This window comes from Mesorhizobium sp. M7A.F.Ca.MR.362.00.0.0 (assembly GCF_004023175.1).
Classification (GTDB): Bacteria; Pseudomonadota; Alphaproteobacteria; order Rhizobiales; family Rhizobiaceae; genus Mesorhizobium.
Window position 1 is genome coordinate 1 of the sequence record NZ_RZTF01000661.1, and the last position, 1,894, is coordinate 1,894.

A 1,894-nucleotide genomic window follows, 5' to 3' on the forward strand; every position below is an offset into this window, starting at 1 on the left:
GTCTTTTTCCTGATCCCGCTCGGCATGACGGCGTGGATGTCGCTGCACAACTGGCCCTTGATGGGCGAGCATAGCTACATCGGCCTCGGCAACTACGTCGCCATCCTACGCGACACCAGGTTCTGGAACGCGCTGCGCTTCACCGCCTTCTACACGGTGATCGTCACCATCGCGATCTTCGTGGTGGCCTTTCCGCTGGCGCTGTTCGTCGAACGGCCGCGGCCGCTGACCAATCTCTACCGCACCATGTTCTTCATGCCGGCGGTTGTCGGTTTCGCCTCGGCCAGCCTGCTCTGGTCGTGGTTGCTGAATGTCGATTCCGGCCTGTTCAGCCCGGCTGCCTACGACCTCGGACTGATCGACAGGAAGTTCAACCTTCTGGCCACCTTCCAGCCGGCCTTCTGGTCGATCATCGCCATGGTCGTCTGGAAGGTCGCCGGCTTCACCATGATCATCCTGATGGCCGGCCTGCAATCGATCCCGCAGGACCTGCAGGAGGCGGCCGTCATCGACGGTGCCGGGCCTTTCGCCAGGTTCAGGGCGATCACCTTGCCGCTGATGCGCCGCACGCTGGCGCTGGCGCTGATCCTGTCGGTCGCCGGCTCGATCCTCGCCTTCGACCAGTTCTACATCATCCTGCGCGGCGGCCCGCGCAACCAGACGCTGACGGCGGTCTACTGGATCTTCAACCAGTCCTTCGTGTCGTTCAAGCTCGGCTATGGCGCGGCACTTTCCATGGTGCTGCTGGTCATCCTGGTGGCGCTCAGCCTCGTCCAGCTATGGTTGTTGCGCAAGCCTGAGGGTCTCGACTGATGGCGCAGGCCGCCTCCCGTAGCCGCCGGCTCCTGAGCCGCGTCGCAGAACATTCGACCGGCATCGTCGCCTCGGTGCTGTTCGCCGCGCCGATTGTTTGGGCGGTGCTGTCGGCGTTCAAGCCGGCGGCCGAAGCACGCCTGCCGCCGCTGCCGCCCTGGCCGACGTCGGGGTTCTCGCTGGAGAACTATGCCACGCTCAACAGCTTCGGCGACGGGCTGTGGGCCTCGGCGCAAAACAGCATCTATGTCTCGGTGATGACGGTCGTGCTCTCGGTCGCCGTCAGCGTGCTGGCCGGCTACGGCTTTTCGCGGTTCCGGTTTCCGTTCAAGGACCTGTTCTTCATCCTCATCCTGTCGACGATCATGATCCCGTTCCAGTCGATCCTGACGCCGATCTTCCTGGTGCTGACCAAGCTTGGCCTGCACAACACCCTGACCGGCCTGGTCGGCGTCTATGTGACGCTGCAACTGCCGTTCTCGATCTTCATGATGCGCAACGCCTTCGACGCCGTGCCGCGCGAAATCGAGGAGGCCGCCCGCATGGACGGTGCCAGCAATCTCACAATGCTTTTGAAGGTGATGCTGCCGCTGGTCTGGCCGGGCGTCGTCACCATCGCCCTGTTTGCCTTCCTCGGCGCCTGGAACGAATTCCTCGCCGCCCTCGTGCTGATGACCGACCAATCCAAGTTCACGCTGCCGGTGATGATGACCGCACTGCAGTCGGGCCGCTTTGGCGCCATCGACTGGGGCGCGGTGCAGGCGGGCGTCACCGTGATGATGGTGCCGTGCCTCATCCTCTTCCTGGCGCTGCAGCGCTTCTACATCCGCGGCCTGATGGCCGGGGCCGTCAAATAGAATGGAGTAAGTTCATGACCGCATCGCCATCCGCAAAGACCGGAAAACCGAAGCTCGCCTTCCGCCCGCTGCCGGTGCCGCAGGTCGACGTGCACGGCTTCTGGGGCGACCGCGCCGACGCTGTCGCCACACGCACCGCCGACATCCTCTACGAGCGCTGCGTCGAGGCCCGCATGCTGGAGCAGATCGATCCGGACCGCCCCTCGCCCGGCATAGTCATCCCC

Annotated in this window: 2 protein-coding genes and 1 pseudogene; all 3 read left to right on the plus strand. The window is 64.3% G+C overall.

What is annotated here, in order from left to right; translation table 11 throughout:
* The coding region (locus EOC06_RS36530) for a carbohydrate ABC transporter permease (protein ID WP_164898977.1) at positions 1-813 on the plus strand (813 nt) is incomplete at its 5' end.
* Positions 813-1,670: a carbohydrate ABC transporter permease gene (locus tag EOC06_RS36535; protein WP_127326524.1), complete on the plus strand. Its 858-nt coding sequence runs from the start codon at positions 813-815 to the stop codon at positions 1,668-1,670. The genes EOC06_RS36530 and EOC06_RS36535, both read left to right, overlap by 1 nt.
* A gap of 14 nt (positions 1,671-1,684) precedes the next feature.
* A pseudogene (locus tag EOC06_RS36540) lies at positions 1,685-1,894 on the plus strand (glycoside hydrolase family 127 protein); the annotation flags it as partial.

Bases quoted from the DNA above. Each gene is read 5' to 3' on its own strand.
- EOC06_RS36535 (WP_127326524.1), top strand. From the start codon at position 813: ATGGCGCAGGCCGCCTCCCGTAGCCGCCGGCTCCTGAGCCGCGTCGCA.